5 protein-coding genes are annotated in these 19,214 nt (G+C 72.3%); 4 read left to right on the plus strand and 1 reads right to left on the minus strand.

Going from position 1 to position 19,214, the window contains the following annotated elements; genetic code table 11:
- Window positions 1–38: 38 nt before the first annotated feature.
- Window positions 39–1,784, minus strand: a complete 1,746-nt coding sequence (locus tag CFB52_RS08275; protein WP_059643301.1) for a cyclic peptide export ABC transporter — start codon at window positions 1,782–1,784, stop codon at window positions 39–41.
- A 271-nt stretch (window positions 1,785–2,055) separates the two neighbouring features.
- Between CFB52_RS08275 and CFB52_RS08280 the strand changes: the two genes are divergently transcribed.
- From CFB52_RS08280 to CFB52_RS08295, 4 genes are read left to right on the plus strand one after another with little or no spacing between them, the layout of a single operon-like run.
- On the plus strand, window positions 2,056–11,754 hold the full coding sequence (locus tag CFB52_RS08280) for a non-ribosomal peptide synthetase (protein ID WP_099316631.1): 9,699 nt from the start codon (window positions 2,056–2,058) through the stop codon (window positions 11,752–11,754).
- Between the two features lie 9 nt (window positions 11,755–11,763).
- Complete coding sequence (locus CFB52_RS08285) at window positions 11,764–16,758, plus strand: non-ribosomal peptide synthetase (protein ID WP_099316389.1); 4,995 nt, start codon at window positions 11,764–11,766, stop codon at window positions 16,756–16,758.
- Window positions 16,748–17,779 (plus strand): GNAT family N-acetyltransferase, encoded by a 1,032-nt coding sequence (locus tag CFB52_RS08290; protein ID WP_099316390.1) that lies wholly within the window; start codon window positions 16,748–16,750, stop codon window positions 17,777–17,779. Before CFB52_RS08285 ends, CFB52_RS08290 begins: the two co-directional genes overlap by 11 nt.
- 32 nt (window positions 17,780–17,811) lie before the next feature.
- On the plus strand, window positions 17,812–19,188 hold the full coding sequence (locus CFB52_RS08295; protein ID WP_099316391.1) for a lysine N(6)-hydroxylase/L-ornithine N(5)-oxygenase family protein: 1,377 nt from the start codon (window positions 17,812–17,814) through the stop codon (window positions 19,186–19,188).
- The last annotated feature ends 26 nt before the right edge of the window (window positions 19,189–19,214 follow it).

Consider the following 19,214-nt stretch of genomic DNA (forward strand, 5'->3'; position numbering starts at 1 on the left):
GCGTGCCGGCGATTTTTCTCGTCGACCGTCGTGTCGGGTTACGCGCTCAGCGCATCGACGCCATCCTGCGCACGCAGGCGCGCCGGTTGCGTATCGCTGACGATGCGTCCGTTGTCGAGCTTCAGCAGACGGTCGGCTAGATCGAAGTAGCGGTCGTCGTGCGTGATCACGATCACGGCCTTGCCGCGTGCGCGCAGCTCCGGCAGCAGTTGCTCGTAGAACACGGCCTTGAACGACGGGTCCTGATCGGCCGCCCATTCGTCGAACAGGTAGAACGGACGATCCTCCAGATACGCGACGACGAGCGCGAGCCGCTTGCGCTGCCCGGTCGACAGCGCGCGCGTGGAGAACGCGCCGTCGACGACCTTCACCTTGTGGTCGAGCGCGAGTTTCGCGACGAGCGCGTTGGCCCGCGCATCGGCCTGCGCGCGCGACGGGTCGTCGGGGTCGACGATGCCCAGCAGCGCATCGAACAGGTGAAAATCGTTGAACACCGCGCTGAAGCGCTGCCGGTAGGCCGCGCGCTCGCGCCAGCCGATCGTGCGGCCGTCGACCTCGATCGTGCCTTGCTCGGGCTCGTAGAGCCCCGTCAGCACCTTCGCGAGCGTCGTCTTGCCGCTGCCGTTGCCGCCGACGATGAACACGAGCTCGCCCGGCTTGATCGTCAGGTCGATCGGCCCGATGCTGAACATCCGTTCGTCGCGTTCGTGGAAATACGCATGCGTGACGCCGCGCAGCGTGACGGCGCCGGCCGGCGGCACGTCGGGCGCATCGGCCGCGGGCGGCACCGTGCGCAGCGCGCCGAATTCGGCCATCACGCCTTCGATCCGCGTGAGCGACACGCGCGCCGCGTTGACGGTCGGCAAGTTGTTCAGCAGGCCGTCGAGCGGCACGAGCATGAACAGGAACACGACGACGTAGCCGGCGGCCGCGGCCGGGTCGGCATGCACGCCGAGCTGCGGCCAGAACGACGCGACGCCGAGAAACACGTAGAACAGGAAGATGATCCAGCCGACCCCGACCGCATACGCGCTGAACGCGCGGCGGCGGTGGTCGCGCACCTCGCCGATCGCGGCGCCGAGCTGGCCGTCGACGAACTGGCGGGCGCGTGCATCGTGCAGCTTCAGTTCCTTCGCGCCAGAGAACAGCGAGCCGAGATAGCCGAACAGACGGTCCTGCGCCTGGCCGGCGGCTTCGAGCGCCGCGATCGCGCGGCGGTCGCCGGTGTGATAGCCGAGCGAGCCGGCGATGATCGCGGCCAGCGCCAGCAGGCACACGGGCCAGGACAGCCACGCCAGATAGCCGAGGCAGCCGAACACGATCGAGCCGTGCATGACCAGGTTCGGCAGCGCGAAGAACAGCATCGACACGTTGGTCGCGTCGTCGGTCAGCACCGACTGCACGGGCGCCGCGCCGATGCGCTCGATGTCGCGCAGTTCGGCCGCGCCGACGCGCCGCGCCAGATGCACGCGCAGCCGCGCCATCGTGTCCTGCGACAGCCGGGCGAACAGCGTGCCCGACACGATCCGCGTGACGAGCGCGATCACCGCGCACAGCGCGAAACGCCACGCGAGCGCCGCGTCGGCGGCGCCCGGTTGCGACAGCGCGCGGTTCAGCGTCGCGACGAGCAGCACGCTCGCGACGCCGTTCAGCACGCACGCGGTGAGCGCCAGCGTGAGCGACACGCGGCTTTCGCGCAGCAGCGCGAGGATCAGGCGCGCCGCAGGGCGGCCGGGGGAAGCGTCGAGGGACGGCGGGGAAGAAGGCTCGTGGGCGGCTGTCATCGGCAACGTCGGTAAAGGGAGGGCAGGCAATAACGCGAAAACGGCAAATCTGACGCGAAAGCGGCGGGCGGGGCGAGCCCCGTTGCGGCTTTCCTCCCTGATAGACGAACGGGCCGCGCAAATATTTAGTCCCATCGTCAAAAAAAGCGGTCGCACGCACTTTGCGCGCAAAACGGTAAAAAATCGGCTGCGTCGTTCGTCACACCAGTGAAGCCGCCCCTCGCGGCCCCGAGACTTGGCCGAAGCGGCCGGACCGAAGGACTTCACGCACATGACGAGTTTCCCGACTGCGCTGCATCACCGAATCCGCGAACTGGCGCGCCTCGCGCCCGACGCACCCGCCATCGCGGTGCCTTTCCAGAACGACCTGCGCCTGTCGCGCGGTGCGCTCGACGCACGTGCATCGCAACTCGCCCGGCAACTGCGCGCGGCCGGCGTCGGCGCCGAAGTGCGGGTCGGCGTGTGCGTCGAGCGTTCCGGCGAACTGTTCGTCGCGCTGCTGGCCGTGCTGAAGGCGGGCGGCGTGTTCGTGCCGCTCGATCCGCGCCATCCGGCCGCGCGCCTCGACTGGATCGTGCAGGATGCGCAACTGCGGCACGGCATCGTCGACGCCGCCGGCCGCGCGGCGCTCGGCACGCCGTTCGAACACGCGTTCGACGTGACGGCCGAAGCGTCGGGCGTCGCGCAGGTTCACGCGTTCGACGACGATGCCGTGGCCGTGCACCCGCGTTCGGCCGCGTACATGATCTATACGTCGGGCTCGACCGGCACGCCGAAGGCGGTGGTCGTCGAGCACGGGCCGCTTGCCGCGCACTGCGACGCGCTCGCGGCCGCGCTGCCGATCGAGGCGGGCGACCGTCTGCTGCATTTCGCGTCGGTCAACTTCGACGCCGCGCACGAATGCTGGCTCGCGCCGCTCGCGGTCGGCGCCGGCATCGTCGTGGCGCCGCCGCAGCCGTTCGCGCCGGACGCCGCGCATGCGCTGATGGTGCGCGAAGCAGTCAACGTCGCCGCATTTCCGCCTGCGTACCTGCGCGAGTTCGCAGCCGTCGCCGCACGCGACGGCGTGCCGCCGGCCTTGCGCGTGCTCGCGTTCGGCGGGGAAGCGCTGCCGCAGCAGGCATTCGAATTCGTGCGCCGCACGTTCCCGGCCGTGCGCCTGATCAACGGTTACGGGCCGACCGAAGCCGTGATTTCGCCGATGCTGTGGCCGGTGGAGCCGGGCGAGACGCCGGTGCTGGCCGCCGACGACGCGTATGCGTCGCTGCCGATCGGCCGCGCGATCGGCCCGCGCGTCGCGCGCATCGACGGCGCCGACGCCGACGGGGTGGGCGAACTGCTGCTCGGCGGCGTGTGCGTCGCTCGCGGTTATCACGGTCGCCCGGCGCTCACGGCCGAACGTTTCATTCCCGATGCGGACGGTGAGCCCGGCGCGCGCGTCTATCGCACCGGCGACCTCGCACGGCTGCGCGACGACGGCGCGTTCGACTATCTCGGCCGCCGCGACGATCAGGTCCAGGTGCGCGGCGTGCGCGTGGAGCCGGCGGAAATCGCCGCATGCCTGCGCTCGCACCCGGCCGTGGCCGACGCGGCCGTGCTGGCCGAAACCGCCAACGGGCCGACGCGGCTGATCGCGTGCGTCGCGCTGCGCGCGGCGGCCGACGATGCTGCATTGAAGGCGCACGTGGCCGCGCAATTGCCGGCCGCGTGGCAGCCGCACCGGTTCGTGCGTTGCGATGCGCTGCCGTACACGCTGAACGGCAAGCTCGACCGTGGCGCGCTGCGCGAGCGGATTGCCGCCCAGCGGATTGCCGCCCAGCAGGCTGCCGCCGCGCGCGACACGACGCAAGCCGCGGGCGATGCGCCGCGCACGCCGACCGAACAGCAGATCGCGGGCCTCTGGCAGACGCTGCTGAGCCTCGACGTCACGCCGTCGCGCGACGATCGCTTCTTCGCGCTCGGCGCCGATTCGCTCGCCGCGATGCAGTTGCAGGCCGCGATCCGTGCCGCCATCCGCGTGAACCTTCGGCTCGACACGCTGTTCGCCGATCCGGCGCTTGCCGAACTGGCCGAAACAGTCGATCGCGCGGAGCGCGAGACCGGCGAACCGCTGGCCACGATTGCCGCGCGCCGCACGCCGGCCGATGCGGCCGTATCGGGCGCGCCATACGTCGATCGCGCGGCATCGCTTGCCCAGCAACGCTTCTGGGTGCTCGCGCAGACGCGTGACGCGAGCGCCGCGTATCACATCGCCGCGCACTGGACGATCGACGGGGCGCTCGACCGCGACGCGCTGCAGCGCGCGCTCGATCACGTGATCGGCCGTCACGAAGCATGGCGCACGACGCTGGTCGACAACGACGACGGCGTCGTGATGCAGCGGATTCATGCGCATCTGCCGGTGTCGATCGCCGCCGTCGATCTGCGCGACCAGCCGCCGGCCGCCCGCGACGCGCAAGCCGCGCGTCTCGCCGAGCGCGACGCGGCCGCGCCGTTCGACCTCGCGCGCGGCCCGCTGCTGCGCGCGACGCTCGTCGTGCTCGCCGACCACCGTCACCGGCTGCTGCTGACCGCGCATCACGCGATCACCGACGGCTGGAGCTCGCGCTGCGCGTTCGACGAACTGTCGGCTGCGTATCGCGCCTATGCCGAAGGCCGCGAACCGTCGCTGCCCGACTTGCCGATCCAGTACGCCGACTACGCGGACTGGCAGCGCGACATGCTGGCCGGCGGCGAGGGCGAGCGCCAGCTCGACTACTGGCGCGGCGCGTTGCGCGACGTGCCGGGCCCGCTCGCGCTGCCGGTCGATCGCCAGCCGGGCGCCGCGCGTACGCTGCACGGCGCGCGCGTGTCGGTGCGCCTGCCCGATGCGGTCGCGGCCGACGTGCGGCAACTCGCACGCGACGCGCAGGCGACCGTCTTCACGGTGCTGCTGGCCGCGCTCGACGCATGGCTGGCGCGCGTGACCGGCGAAACGGACGTCGTCGTCGCGGTGCCGGTCGCGCATCGCCAGCGCCCCGAAACGCGTGCGTTGCTGGGCCTTTTCCTGAATACGGTCGCGCTGCGCGTGCGCGTGGCGCCGACGCTGCCGTTCCGCGCGCTCGTCGACGCGGCGCGTACCGCGGCGCTCGATGCGGTCGCGCATCAGGACGTGCCGTTCGAGCGCGTCGTCGATGCGGTGAAGCCGCCCGTCAAGCGCGGCGACGAATGGCTGCGCGTGAAGTTCGCGCAGCAGTTCGACGCCCGGCACGACAGCGTGCTGCCGGGCGCGACCGCGGTCGCGACGCCGGGGCCGGATCTCGCCGCGCGCTTCGACTTCGCGCTGGATTTCACCGACGACGCGAACGGGATCGAGCTGGTCGCGGCGTATGCGACCGACTGCATCGATGCCGACACCGCGCGCGCGTGGCTCGACAGCTATGCGGCGCTCGTCGCATCCGCCGCGCATGAACCGCACGCCACGACGGCCGCGCTGCCGTGCGATGCGTCGGCTGCGTCGCGTCAGCCGCGCGACGGCCGTGCGCTGCGCGTCGAACACGCCGACATCGTCGCCGCGTTCGCACGGCAGGCGGCCGCGTATCCGCATCGCGTCGCGCTTTCCGACGCATCGGCATCGCTGACGTTCGCCGAACTCGACGACGCGTCGAACCGCATCGCACGCGCGCTGGCGCAACGCGGCGTGGCCGCCGAAGCGGCGGTCGTCGTCTGCATCGAGCGTTCGGCGCGTTTCGTCGTCGGCCTGCTGGGCGCGCTGAAAGCCGGCGCGCTGGCCGTGCTGCTCGACCCCGCGCAGCCGGCCGCCCGCCTCGCCGCGGCCGCAGCCGACTGCGGCGCGCGCTGGGCGCTCGTCGCGCAGCCGGCCGCGTGGCCAGCCGGCATCGACGCGCAGCCGCTCGACGTCGACGCGCTCGCGCAGGACGCGACGCTCGCCCATGCGGCCGGCGTGCGCGTCGCGCCGCACCCGGAGCAGGGTGCGTACCTGATCTATACGTCGGGCTCGACCGGCACGCCGAAGGGCGTCGTCGTCTCGCACGGCGCGCTGGCCGATTACGTGCAGGGGATGCTCGACGAACTCGCGTTCGCGCCCGACGCATCGTTCGCGATGGTCTCGACGGTCGCGGCCGATCTCGGCCACACGACGCTGTTCGGCGCGTTGTGCGCGGGCCGCACGCTGCACCTGCTGCCGGCCGCGTGCGCATTCGATCCGGACCTGTTCGCCGACGAAATGCGCCGCCGTGAAGTGGGCGTGCTGAAGATCGTGCCGAGCCATCTGCAAGCGCTGCTCGACGCGCGCGTGCCGGCCGACGTGCTGCCGCGCCACGCGCTCGTGACGGGCGGCGAAACGCTCACGTGGGCGCTCGTCGCGCGCCTGGCCGCGCTCGCGCCGGCCTGCCGCGTGATCAACCATTACGGGCCGACCGAAGCGACGGTCGGCGCGATCGCGTGCGATACGGCGTCGATCGCCGCCGACGCGCGCGATCCCGCGAGCGGCGTGCCGCTCGGGCTGCCGCTGCCGAATGCGCGCGCGCTGGTGCTCGACGCGTTCGGCGCGTGCGTGCCGGCCGGTGCGACGGGCGAACTGTACCTCGGTGGGCCGGGCGTCGCGCGCGGCTACCTCGGGCGCCCCGCGCAAACCGCCGAGCGCTTCGTGCCCGATCCGTTCACGCCCGGCGCGCGGCTGTATCGCACGGGCGACCGCGTGCGGTTGCGCGCGGACGGCCGCCTTGCGTTCCTGGGCCGCATCGACGATCAGGTGAAGATTCGCGGCTACCGCGTCGAGCCGGGCGAGGTGAGCGCGGCCGTGCGCGCGGCCGGCCCGATCGCGCAGGCCGAAACGCTCGCGATCGAGCACGATGGCCGCCTGCGGCTCGCGACGTTCGTCGTGATGCGCGACGGCGCGGCGTTCGACGAAGCCGCGGTGCGCGCCGCGCTCGCCGCGACGCTGCCCGACTACATGGTGCCCGCACAGTTCGTCGCGCTCGCACGCCTGCCGGTGACGGCGAACGGCAAGATCGATCGCGCGGCATTGCGCGAACGGGCAGCGGTGCCGGTCGCGGCCGCGCCGGGCGATGCGCCGCAAGGCGCGGTCGAGACGGTGCTTGCCGACGTCTGGCAGGCCGTGCTGAAAGCGCCGAAGGTCGGCCGCGACGACAATTTCTTCGAGCTCGGCGGCGATTCGATCCTCGTGTTGCAGGTGATCGCCCGGGCGCGCAAGCGCGGCGTGCGCTTCACGCCGAAGCAACTGTTCGACGGGCCGACCGTCGCCGAACTTGCACGCGTCGCGAAAACGGACGACGCGGCCGGCGCCGCTCAACCTGTGGGCGCGGCGGTAGCGACCGCAACTGTCACGCCGGCCGCCACGCCGATCCTGACGCCCGCGCAACAACGCTTCTTCGCGCTCGATATTCCGCACCGCGGCCACTGGAACCAGTCGGTGTCGTTCGACGTGCGCGGTGCGTTCGACGCAGACGCATTCGCACGCGCCTTCGACGCGTTGCTCACCCATCACGACGCATTCCGCCAGCGCTTCGCACGCGGCGCCGACGGCACGTGGCACGCGAGCGACGCGGCGAAGCCGTACGACGCGCTGCCGTTCGTCGAAGTCGCCGCACGCGACGAAGCCGACGCGCTGGCCCGCTTCGACGCGCTGCAACGCCGTCTCGACCTCGGCAACGGGCCGCTCGCCTGCGCGTGCGCGGCGCGGCTGCCGGACGATTCGACGCGACTTTATCTCGCGATTCACCATGCGATCGTCGACGGCGTGTCGTGGCGCATCCTGCTTGACGACCTCGACACCGCCTACCGCGCGGCATGCGAACGCACGCCGGTTCGCCTGTCGCAGCCGGGCCTGCGTGCGGACGCCTGGGCGGCACGGCTCGCCCGCGCGGCAACGGAACCGGCGTCGCCGTTCTCGGGCGAAACCATCTATTGGGCTGGCATGGCGCAGGGCGAGGACATCGCGCCCGATCACCCCGACGCCGCGGCCACGAACGCCGATGCGGCCGTCGTCGTGCAGACGATCGACCCGGCATTGACCCGCGCCGCGCTGACCGACGCGCACGCGGCCTATCGCACGCAGACGATCGAACTGCTCGGCGCGGCGCTCGCATTGGCGCTGGCCGGCGCGCGCGGCGCCGCGTCGTGCCGGGTCGAACTCGAAGGGCACGGCCGCGAAGCGCTGTTCGACGACGCGGACGCCAGCCGCACGATCGGCTGGCTGACGAGCCATTACCCGGTGACGCTGCCGGTCACAGCAACGGCCCGCGACACGCTGTGCGCGGTCAAGGACACGTTGCGCGCGGTGCCGCACAAGGGGCTCGGCTCCGGCGTGCTCGCGCACTACGGCGATGCGGCCACGCGCACGGCGCTGGCCGCCGTGCCGCGCCCGCGCGTCACGTTCAACTATCTCGGCCAGTTCGACGCGCCGCGCGATGCGACGCTCGTCCCGCGTTTCGGCGGCACCGGCGTCGAGCGCGATCCGAACGGGCCGCTCGGCAATACGCTCGCGATCCATGCGTACCTCGACACGGATGGCGACGGCGCGCGCACGCTGAAGGTGCACTGGGTCTACGGTGCGCCGCAATTCCAACGCGCGACGATCGACGCGTTCGCCGCACGCTTCGCAAACGCGCTGCGCGAACTCGTCGAGGCATGCGCGTCACGCATCGCGCATCGCGGCGCCGGCGCGACGCCGGGCGATTTCCCGCTCGCGCAGGCCGCCGGCCTCACGCAGGCCGCGATCGAACGCGCACCGCTCGACTGGCGCGCGATCGACGACGTGTATCCGCTGTCGCCGATGCAGCAGGGCATCCTGTTCCATGCGCTGTTCGCGCCCGGCCACGCGAGCTACGTGAACCAGCTCGTCGCGACCGCAACCGCGCTGGACGCGGACAGGCTCGCGGCCGCGTTCGACGCGTCCGTCGCGCGTCACGACATCCTGCGCACGAGCGTGATGCCGGACGAAGCCGCGCCGCTGCAATGCGTGCATCGTCACGCGCGCATGCCGGTCGAGCAGCTCGACTGGCGTACGCGCGGCGACACGCTCGACGCCGAATTCGACGCGTGGCTCGCGGCCGACCGCACGCGTGGCTTCGACTGGCGCGAGCCGCCGCTGATGCGGCTCACGCTGATCCGCGTGACGGACGACGCGTGGCGCGTCGTCTGGACGCGTCACCACGTGCTGCTCGACGGCTGGAGCACCGCGCGCCTGCTCGCCGACGTGCTGCGCGACTATCGCGACCCGGATGCCGTGTCGCCGTTCGCGAGCCGCCCGGCGCTGCGCTATCGCGACTTCATCGCATGGCTCGGCACGCGCGAGCGCGACGCCGACGAACGCTTCTGGACCGAACGCCTCGCGCGCCTCGACGCACCGACGCTGATCGCGGAACGCACGGCCGATCGCGCGGAGGCCGAGATGGCCACGTGGCGCGCGCCGCTCGACGCCGACACGACGGCGCGCGTCGCGCAGACGGCCCGCGCGCTGAAGCTGACCGTCAACACGCTGGTGCAGGGTGCGTGGGCGCTCGCGCTGCAGCGGATGACGCACCAGCCGGCCGTCGCGTTCGGCGCGACCGTCGCCGGCCGTCCCGATGCGCTCGCGGACGTCGATTCGGTGCTCGGTCTCTTCATCAACACGCTGCCGGTCATCACCGCGCCGGCGCCGCAGCAACGCGCGGCCGACTGGCTGCAAACGCTGCAACGCGAGAACGCGGCGGCCGCCGAACACGCGCACACGCCGCTTGCCGACATCCAGCGCTGGGCGCGCGGATCGGGCGGCGCGTTGTTCGACACGCTGGTCGTGTTCGAGAACTATCCGGTGGACGACACGGCGCGTGATGCCGATCCGCGCGCGCTGGCGTTGAGCGACGTACGCAGCATCGAAGCGACCGATTTCGCGCTGACGCTCGTGATCGAAAGCGGCGCCGAACTGACGATCGACTACGGCTACGACACCGCGCGCATCGACGCACGTCAGATCGAGACCTGGCATCGCGCGTTCGCCTGCGCGCTCGACGCGCTGGCCCGTACGCCCGACGCGCTGCTCGGCACGCTGTCGATCGCCGACGATGCGACCCGCGACGCGCTGGCCCGCGCGCACGACACCGCACATGTCTGGCCGATCGAACGACGCCAGCCGCTACACCTGCAATTCGCCGACGCGGCACGGGCGACGCCCGACGCGATCGCGCTCGAATACGCGGACGCTCAAGGCCGCGTGCAGCGCGCGACCTATCGCGAACTCGACGCCGCCACGTCGCGCATCGCCGCCGCGCTGCGCCGGCGCGGCGTGCGGCCGGACACGCCGGTCGCGCTGTGCGTCGAGCGCTCGTTCGACATGGTGATGGCGCTCGTCGGCGTGCTGAAGGCCGGCGCCGCGTACCTGCCGGTCGATCCCGACTATCCGGCCGAGCGTATTGCGTACCTGCTGCGCGACGCGCGGCCGGCCGTCGCGATCACGCAGGCGCATCTGCGCGAGCAGGTCGAGGCCGCGCTGGGCGAGGGCGCCGATACGCGACTGCTGACGGTCGCCGACCTGCTGGCCGACGAAGCCGGCGATATCGATGGCGAAACCGCCGCGGTCGACGATGCGCAGCTCGCGTACCTGATCTACACGTCCGGCTCGACCGGCAAGCCGAAGGGCGCCGGCAACACGCATGGCGCGCTCGCGAACCGGATCGCGTGGATGCAGCACGCGTACCGGCTGACGCGCGACGACGTCGTGCTGCACAAGACGCCGTTCGGCTTCGACGTGTCGGTGTGGGAATTCGTGTGGCCGCTCGCGATCGGCGCGACGCTCGCGATCGCCGCGCCGGGCGACCACCGCGATCCGGCGCGTCTGGCCGCGGCGATCCACGCGCACGGCGTGACGGTGCTGCATTTCGTGCCGTCGATGCTCGCCGCGTTCGCCGCGCATCTCGACGATTTCTCGGCCGCCGCGCAATGCGACAGCGTGCGTCTGATCGTCGCGAGCGGGGAGGCGCTGGCGCCCGAACTCGTCGCGAAGATGGCGCGCCTGTTGCCGAACGCGACGCTCGTGAACCTGTACGGGCCGACCGAGGCCGCGATCGACGTGTCGCACTGGACCTGCGGCCCCGACGACGCGCAAGCGGTCGCGGTGCCGATCGGCCATCCGATCGCGAACCTGCAACTGCACGTGCTCGATGCCGCGTGGCAGCCGGTGCCGGCCGGCGCGACCGGCGAACTGTATCTCGCGGGCGCGGGCCTCGCGCGCGGCTATCTCGGCCGGCCGGCGCTGACCGCCGAGCGGTTCGTGCCCGATCCGTTCGTGCCGGGCGCGCGCATGTACCGCACCGGCGACCTCGCGCGCCGGCGCGCGGACGGCGCGCTCGACTACCTCGGCCGTGTCGACACGCAGGTGAAGCTGCGCGGCCAGCGGATCGAGCCGGGCGAGATCGAGGCGCTGCTGCGCGCGGCGCCGGGCGTGAACGATGCGGTCGTGATCGTGCGCGACGAGCAACTGATCGGCTATGTCGCGCGCGGCGACGCGGGCGCGCTCGACCGTGCGGCGCTGCTCGACGCGCTGCGCGCGCAACTGCCGGCGTACATGGTGCCGTCGCAATTGATCGAGCTCGACGCATTGCCCGTCACGCCGAACGGCAAGTGCGACCGCCATGCGCTGCCGGCGCCGGTTCGCGAAGCGGCCGAAGCCGTCGAGCTCGCGACCGATACCGAGCGTGCGCTCGCGGCAATTTGGCAGCGCGTGTTGCGCGTGGACGCGATCGGCCGCGACGGCGATTTCTTCCTGCTCGGCGGCCACTCGCTGCTCGCGACGCAGGCTCACGCGCAGGCGAACCTGCACTGGGGGCTCGCGCTGCCGCTGCGCACGCTGTTCGACACGCGCACGCTCGCGCGCTGCGCGCAAGCGATCGACGCGGCCTGCGCGGCGCGCGGCGAGACCGATGCGGCGAGCGCGATCGACGCGCTGCTCGGCGAACTGGAAACCCAATAAGGACGACGGATGACGAAGGTTCAACCCGACTGGCTCGCGCTCGCGACGCGTTTCGCGCAACTGCCCGACGCGCAGCGCGCGGTCTTCATCGACAAGCTCGGCGCGGCCGGCATCGACTTCCGCGTGCTGCCGATCCCGCCGCGCACGCCGCGCAGCGACCGCGTGCCGGCGTCGTTCGCGCAGACGCGTTTGTGGCTGCACGCGCGGCTGATCGATGCGCCGGACGCGTACCACATCACCGAGCGCCTGGCGCTGACGGGCCCGCTCGACGGGCATGCGCTGCGTCTCGCGTGCGATGCGCTGATCGCGCGCCATGAGGCGCTGCGCACCACTTTCGACGAAGCGAAGGACGGCGTCGCGCAAACGATCCACGCGCCGCTGCGCTGCCCGTGGCGCGAAACCGATCTCGAAGCGCTGCCGGACGCGCAGCGCGTGTCGCGCGCGGAAGCCGTCGCGGCGGCCGACGAAGCCGAACCGTTCGACCTCGGTACCGCGCCGCTCGTGCGTGCGCACCTGGTGCGCTTCGACGCGACGCATCACTGGCTCGCGCTCACCGTGCATCACATCGTGTCGGACGGCTGGTCGTCGGGCGTGATGCTGGAAGAGCTCGCGGCGTTCTATCGCGCGTATGCGTCGGGCGAGCCGGTGCCGCTCGCGCCGCTGCCGATCCAGTACGCCGACTACGCGTTGTGGCAGCGCCGCTGGCTCGATGCCGGCGAGCGCGACCGCCAGCTCGCGTTCTGGCGCGAGCGGCTCGATCCGCAGCGCGGCGTGCTGACGCTGCCGGGCGCGGCCGCACGGCCGGCCCGCCGCAGTGCGCGCGGCGCGCGTCACGTGTTTTCGCTCGACGCGCGCATCGGTGCGCAGTTGCGCGCGTTCGCGGCCGCGTCGGGCGCGACGCCGTTCGCGGTGCTGCTTGCCGCGCTCGACGCGCTGCTGGCGCGTGCGACCGGCGACGCGCGGATCTGCGTCGGCGTGCCGGCCGCGAACCGCGAGCGCGCGGAAGTCGCCGGCCTGATCGGCTTCTTCGTCAATACGCTGGCAATCGACGTCGACGTGCCCGCGCACGGCGATTTCTCGTCGCTGGTCGCGCGTACGCAGCGCGCGCTCGTCGACGCGCAGATGCACCAGGACGTCCCGTTCGAGCAGGTGGTCGACGCGCTTGGCGTGCCGCGCAGCGCGAGTCACCATCCGCTGTTCCAGGTGATGGCCGCGTATGGCGAACGCCGCGCGCTGCCGCCGCTCGGCGCGGCGTCGGCCGCGTTGCTGCCGTCGGGCACGCCGTCCGCGAAATTCGACCTGACGCTATCCGTCGAAGCGACGCCGGACGGCACGTTCGACGCGGCCTTCATCTACGCGCTCGACCTGTTCGACGCGGACGCGATCGCACGGCTGGCCGCGCGGTTCGTCACGCTGCTGACCGACGCGCTCGCGCGTCCTGACACGCCGATCGGCGATCTCGACTGGCTGCCCGCCGACGAACGCGCGCAGCTTTTCGCATGGAACGCGCCGGCCGGCGCGACCGATGCCGAGCCTTTCGTGCCGGTGCACGTGCGCATCGCCGCGCATGCGCACGCGCGGCCCGACGCACGCGGTGTCGCCGATATCGATCGCGCATTGACGCGCGGCGAAGTCGATGCGCGTGCGGCGCGCCTGGCGCGCCATCTGGTGGCGGCCGGCGTGCGGCCCGAGATGCGCGTGGGCGTCGCGCTGCAGCGCTCGGTCGATCTGCTCGTCGCGCTGATCGCGGTGCTGAAGTCGGGCGCCGCGTTCGTGCCGCTCGACCCGGCGCACCCGCGCGAGCGGCTCGCGCAGATCGTCGGCGATGCGAACATCGCGCACGTGCTGACCGACGCCGCGAGCGCCGCGTCGCTGCCCGAATTGCCGGAATTGCGCATCTGGCGCGCGGACGAAATCGATGCGCTCGACGAAGCCGCGCACGTCGCGCTGCCGGACGTGCTGCCCGGCCACGCGGCGTATGCAATCTACACGTCGGGCTCGACCGGCAAGCCGAAGGGCGTGATCGTCGACCACGCGTCGTTCGCGCTGCACTGCGCGGCGATCGCCGAGCGCTACGGCGCGGGCGAGAACGACGTGTTCCTGCTGTTCCAGTCGGTCAATTTCGACGGCGCGCACGAAGGCTGGTTTTCGCAATACATGTCGGGCGCCGCCGTGTCGGTGACGGCCGACGTGTTGTGGCCGCCCGCGCAGACCTGCGCGATGATGATCCGCGACGGCGTGACGATGACCTACGTGCCGCCGGGCTGCGCCGCCCAGCTTGCCGAATGGGCGCTCGCGCACGGCGCGCCGCCGACGCTGCGTTCGCTGACCGTCGGCGGCGAGGCGACGTCGCGCGAGGCGTTCGCGATGCTGCGCCGCGCGCTGCCGAACGTGCGCGTGGTCAACGGCTACGGCCCGACCGAAACGGTCATCACGCCGACGCTGTGGATGTTCCGTCCCGGCGACGATCTCGCGAAGCTCGGCGACGCCGCGTATCTGCCGATCGGCACGCTGGTCGGCGCGCGCACCGCGCACGTGCTCGACGCGCGGCTGCATCCGCTGCCGGTCGGCGTGATCGGCGAACTGTATCTGGGCGGCGAGGGGATCGGCGTCGCACGCGGCTACCTCGACCGCCCGGCGCTAACGGCCGAGCGTTTCGTGCCCGATCCGTACGGCGCGCCGGGCGCGCGGCTGTACCGTACCGGCGACCTCGTGCGGCGCCGCGCGGACGGCGTGTTCGACTTCATCGGCCGCGTCGATCATCAGGTGAAGCTGCGCGGCCTGCGCATCGAACTCGGCGAAATAGAGGCGCAGCTCGCCGCGCACGACGCGGTGCGCGAAGCCTGTGCGGTCGTGCACGGGCAGGGCGCGCTCGCGCAGCTCGTCGCGTACGTCGAGCTGACCGCCGAAGCGCGGGCGGCCGCGCAGCCGGTCGAAGCCGCGGCGCTCGACGCGCATCTGCGCCGCACGCTGCCCGACTATATGGTGCCCGCGCAACTGATCGTGCTCGATGCGCTGCCGCGCAACGCGAACAGCAAGGTCGACCGTGCACGGCTGCCGGCGCCCGTGCGTGTCGAACGCGCGTACGAGGCGCCGCGCGACGGCGACGAAGCCGCGCTCGCGGCGATCTGGTGCGACGTGTTGAACCTGGAACGCGTCGGTCGCGGCGATCATTTCTTCGATCTCGGCGGCCATTCGCTCGCGGCCGTGCGCGTCGCGACGCGCGTGGCCGAACGGCTCGGCCGCGACGTGCCGGTGCGCGCGCTGTTCGAGGCGCCCGTGCTTGCCCAGTACGCGCTGCAGGTGGCCGACGCGCCGCGCGCCGCGCAGTCGGGCGCCACGGCGCCGGGTATCGCCGTGGCCAAACCGGACGCGCATGGCGTGTGGCCGCTGTCGCCCGCGCAGCTCGGCCTGTGGTTCCTGTGGCGCGCGCAGCCGGACAGCGCCGCATACAACATTCCGGTCGCGCTGCGCGTGCGCGGCCCGCTCGACGTCGATGCGCTGCGCGCGGCGTTCTCGGATGCGGCGGCCGTGCATCCGGCGCTGCGCGCGCGGCTCGTCGCCCGCGACGGCGCGCTGCCGGGTCAGCGGATCGACGCGGACGTGGCCGTCGCGCTGCCGGTGATCGACCTGTCGGCCCGAGCCGATGCGCTGGCCCGCGCGGCCGCGCTGACCGACGAGGATGCGCTCGCGCCGTTCGACCTCTTGGCCGACGCGCCACTGTGGCGCGCTCGTGTGCTGCGGCTCGGTGCGAACGACCACGTGCTGTCGGTGACGATCCATCACATCGTGTCGGATGGCGAATCGATCGAGCTGTGGCTCGACGCGGTGCGCGCTCGCTATGTCGCCCGCGTGCAGCGCAGCGGCGCGCCGGCCGACGAAGCCGACCAAGCCGCCCGACCGGCCCTCCCGCTCGTGCTGCCCGCGCCGTGCCATCCGGCGCGCGTCGCGTACTGGCGCGACGCGCTCGCGGATCTGCCGTCGCGCGTGTTGCCGCAGCGCGCCGATGCGCCGGCCGTGCCGCAATGGCGCGCGGCCCGTATCGCGTTCGAATTCGACGCACAACTGATTCGCGCAGCGCGCGACGCCGCATCGGCCTCGCACGCGACGCTGCCGATGCTGCTGCACGCGGCGCTCAACACCGCGCTGTTCCGCGCGACGGGCGCGGCCGACCAGCCGGTCGGCGTGCTCGCGTCGACGCGCGAGCTCACGGGCGACGCGGCCCGCGCCGCGCTCGGCCTGTTCATCAACTCGGTCGTCGTGCGTACGCGGATCGACCCGTCGGCGCGCCGCGCGGACGTGCTCGCGCAAGTGCGCGACACGGCGCTCGCCGCGTATGCGCATGCCGACGTGCCGTTCGCCGACGTCGTGGCTGCGCTGCGTGCGCCGCGCGCCGCGCAGGCCAATCCGCTGTTCCAGGTGATGTTCAACTATCTGCGCCCGACCGGCGCCGCCGCACGCGACTGGGCCGGCCTGTCGCTGGCCGAATTCAACGACGTGCGCCATCGCGTCGTGTTCACGCTGGAGCTGGACGTCGTCGAGCATCCGGACGGCCGCGTGAGCGCCGCGTTCTCATATGCGGACGAACTGCTCGCGCGCGATTTCGTCGACGCGCTCGTCGAGCTGTATCACGACGAGGTCGCGCGTTTCGCCGGTGCGTCGGAGGCGGCGCTCGGCGCACCCGAGGCGCGCGCAGCCGTGCACGGTGCGTTCGGCACCCACGCTCACGCGGCAGCGCCGGTCGATGCAACGCCGTCGCATGCCGCCGCCGCGCTCGCCGCGCTGTGGTCCGACACGTTCGCGACGGCCGCGCCCGAGCCCGATGCCGACCTGTTCGAAGCCGGCGCGACGTCGTTCGACGTCGTGCGCTTCGTCGATGCGGCCGGCCGCGCCGGTCACGCGCTGACGGTCGCCGACGTGTTCGCGGCGCCGACGCTCGCGGCGCTCGCCGCGCGGCTCGACGCGCGAGCGGAAACGGGACAGGAGGCGCGCCATGCTGGCTGAAGTGCGTCCGGACGGATTCACGATGCTCGATACCTACCGGCTCGCGTTCGCGGACGGCCTGTTCGCCGTGCGCGACGGCGCGGAGATCCGTGTCGCGCACGGCGACGGCATCGGCGCGCAGTTGCTGCGCGCGCAGCTCGGCGACGACGGCGCGCTGCGCCTCGTCGCGTACAACCATCGCGCGGCGCCGGCCGACCAGCGGCGGGCGCTGCTGGCCGCCCTGGCCGCGGCGTTTTCGGACAGCGCGCGCCACGCGGCGGTCCGGCTCGACCCGGCTGCCTGGCCGGCCGTCGCGCTCGACGCGTTGCGCGCGAGCGGCGTCCTCGCCGACGGCGGCCGCTGCCTGCGCGACGGCTGGGCGCAACAGGCCGACCTGTGGCGCGTCGGCCCGGCTCTGCCGTGCGCGACGCTGCCGACGATCACCGACGGCCGGCGTCATCCGCGCCGGCCGCCCGCACCGCGCGGGGACGTCTATGCGCGCGACCTGCCGGCGCTCGGCGTGCACTTCACGCTGCGCGGCTGGCAGCCGGCCGAGGACGCCGAACGGCTCGCGCGCTGGTTCACGGAGCCGCGCGTGCGCGACGGCTGGCCGGGCGCCCAGCCTGACCAATGCGGTGCGCAAGGCCCGCAGGAAGCCGATCCGCACGTGACGCCGCTCGTCGGCTGTTTCGACGGTGAACCGTTCGCGTATTTCGAGGCGTTCTGGCTGAAGGAGGACGCGCTCGCGCCGCACGTCGCGGCGCGCGACTACGACCGCGGGCTGCGGATGCTGGTCGGCGAGTCGCGCTGGCGCGGCGCGCACCGCGTGGCCGGCTGGCTGCCGTCCGTCGTGCATTACCTGTTTCTCGACGACCTGCGTACCGAAGCGGTCGGCTGTGCCGTTCCGGCCGGCCACACGCGGGTTGCCGACCATCTCGCGCGGCATGGCTTCGCGCGGCAGCGCCGTCTCGCGCTGGCCGACGCGCAGCCGCTGTGGATGCGCACGCTGCGCGAGACGTTCTTCTCCGGCCGTCACGTCTGACGGGCCGGATTCACCGACAAGGGAGCTGAGACATGCAGAGAGAAACCGTATTCGACCTGATCGGCGTCGGCTTCGGGCCGTCGAATCTGGCGCTGGCCGTGCGCCTCGCGGAGCGCGGCGGCGCGCACACGCTCGCCCATTGCTTCATCGAGCGCCAGCCGGAATTCGGCTGGCATCGCGGGATGCTGCTCGACGACTGCCGGATGCAGATTTCGTTTCTGAAGGATCTCGTGACGATGCGCGATCCGAAGAGCCGCTACACGTTCATCAACTATCTGTTCGAACGCGGCCGCCTGAACGAATTCATCAACCTGAAGAATTTCTACCCGACCCGCGTCGAATTCCACGATTACCTGAGCTGGGTCGCCGACGCGTTCGACGATCGCGTCCATTACAGCGAGACCGTGCTGGGGATCGAACCGGTGCGCGGCGACGGCGCGAGGATCGACGCGCTGCGCGTGCTGTCGCGCGACGCGGCCGGCCACGAGCGTCAGCGCGTCACGCGCGCGCTGTCGATCGGCGTCGGCGGCACGCCGGCGATTCCGGATGCATTCGCCGCGCTCGGCCGCGACCGCGTGATCCATTCGTCGTCGTACCTGGCCGACATCGACCGGCTCGTCGCGTCGCCCGACGGCGAACGCCGCCGCGTCGCGGTGATCGGCGCGGGGCAGAGCGCGGCCGAGGTGTTCATCGACCTCGCGCGCCGCTTCCCGCACGTCGACGCGAGTCTCGTGATGCGCGCCGGCGCGTTGAAGCCGGCCGACGACAGTCCGTTCGTCAACGAAATCTTCAGCCCCGAATTCACCGACGTCGTCTATGCGCAGCCGCACGACGCACGTCGTGCGCTGCTCGAGCGCTATCGCGACACGAACTACGCGGTGGTCGACCGGCCGCTGATCGAGCAGATCTACGAAATGCTGTACCTGCAGCGCATCGACGGCACGCCGCGGCATGCGCTGCTCGCGAACAGCGCGATCGAGGCCGCGGTGCGCGCCGCCGACGGCCGCATCGAGCTGACGCTGCGCGACCGGATGAGCGGCGCCACGCGCGTCGAGCGTTTCGATGCGCTCGTGCTCGCGACCGGCTATCGCCGCGACACGCATTCGGCGCTGCTCGAAGGGCTCGCGCCGCATCTGGGCGATGCGCTCACGCGCGGCGACGTGACGCGCGACTACCTGCTCGCGACGCCCGAGCACTTCGCGCCGCGCATCTACCTGCAAGGCTGCTGCGAAGACAGCCACGGCCTGTCCGACACGTTGCTGTCGGTACTGGCGCGCCGCGCGGACGAAATCTGCGCGTCGCTCGAAGACGGGATCGCGTTCGCGCAGGACGACGGCGCGGCCCGGGCAACGCACGAAAAACGACCGAACAACGGGGTGAGCGCGGGCCGGATGGCTTTCGCTCTTTGACAAAGGCGCGGTCGGAGACCGCACGA

Source organism: Burkholderia sp. AU18528, assembly GCF_002223215.2.
Classification (GTDB): domain Bacteria; phylum Pseudomonadota; class Gammaproteobacteria; order Burkholderiales; family Burkholderiaceae; genus Burkholderia; species Burkholderia semiarida.

Coding starts and splice junctions, on each gene's coding strand:
- CFB52_RS08285 (WP_099316389.1), top strand. CDS start 11,764: ATGACGAAGGTTCAACCCGACTGGCTCGCGCTCGCGACGCGTTTCGCG.
- CFB52_RS08295 (WP_099316391.1), top strand. CDS start 17,812: ATGCAGAGAGAAACCGTATTCGACCTGATCGGCGTCGGCTTCGGGCCG.
- CFB52_RS08290 (WP_099316390.1), top strand. CDS start 16,748: ATGCTGGCTGAAGTGCGTCCGGACGGATTCACGATGCTCGATACCTAC.
- CFB52_RS08275 (WP_059643301.1), bottom strand. CDS start 1,784: ATGACAGCCGCCCACGAGCCTTCTTCCCCGCCGTCCCTCGACGCTTCC.
- CFB52_RS08280 (WP_099316631.1), top strand. CDS start 2,056: ATGACGAGTTTCCCGACTGCGCTGCATCACCGAATCCGCGAACTGGCG.